A 756-nucleotide genomic window follows, 5' to 3' on the forward strand; every position below is an offset into this window, starting at 1 on the left:
GGCGGATGTCGTGATCAYCGGCGGCGGCATCGTCGGCGTCTTCGCGGCGCTGACCATCGCCAAGGCGGGCACCTCCGTCGCGCTGGTCGAGAAGGGCGTGGTCGGCGGCGAGCAGTCCAGCCGCAACTGGGGCTGGGTGCGCCAGCAGAACCGCGACGTCAGCGAGCTCCCCATGGCGATCGAGAGCCTCGCCATGTGGGAGAAGCTGTCCGTCGAGACCAACGAGGACCTGGGCTTCCAGCGCAAGGGCCTGATCTACGTCACCAAGGATCCTGCCACGATCGCGACCTGGGAGAAGTGGGGGCAGCTCGCCAAGCCCTTCGGCGTGGACACGCGCATGCTGAGCGCGGCCGAGGCGCGCTCCATGGCCACGGGCACCGCCGACGCCTGGATCGGCGGCGTGTATTCCCCCACCGACGGCAAGGCCGAGCCGAGCCTGGCCGCCCCCGCCATCGCGCGCGCCGCGATGCGGCTGGGCGCCTCGGTGGTGGAGAACTGCGCCGCGCGGGGGCTGGAGATGACGGCCGGCCGCGTCAGCGGCGTGGTGACGGAGCATGGCACCATCCGCACGCAAGCCGTGCTGCTGGCCGGCGGCGCCTGGGCCTCGATGTTCCTGCGGCATCATGGCGTCTCGCTGCCGCAGGCCACCATCCGCTCGACCTCCTTCCGCACGGCGCCGCTGCCCGAGATCGTGACGGGCGGCCTCTCCACGCCGAAATTCACGCTGCGGCGGCGCCTCGACGGCGGGTACACGAT

General features: G+C 71.9%; 1 protein-coding gene. It reads left to right on the plus strand.

The window, feature by feature from the left end; genetic code table 11:
- The coding region (locus tag AC1DWF_RS33960; protein WP_476842886.1) for an NAD(P)/FAD-dependent oxidoreductase at positions 1–756 on the plus strand (756 nt) is incomplete at both ends.

This window comes from Aminobacter sp. P4_D5, from assembly GCF_056401815.1.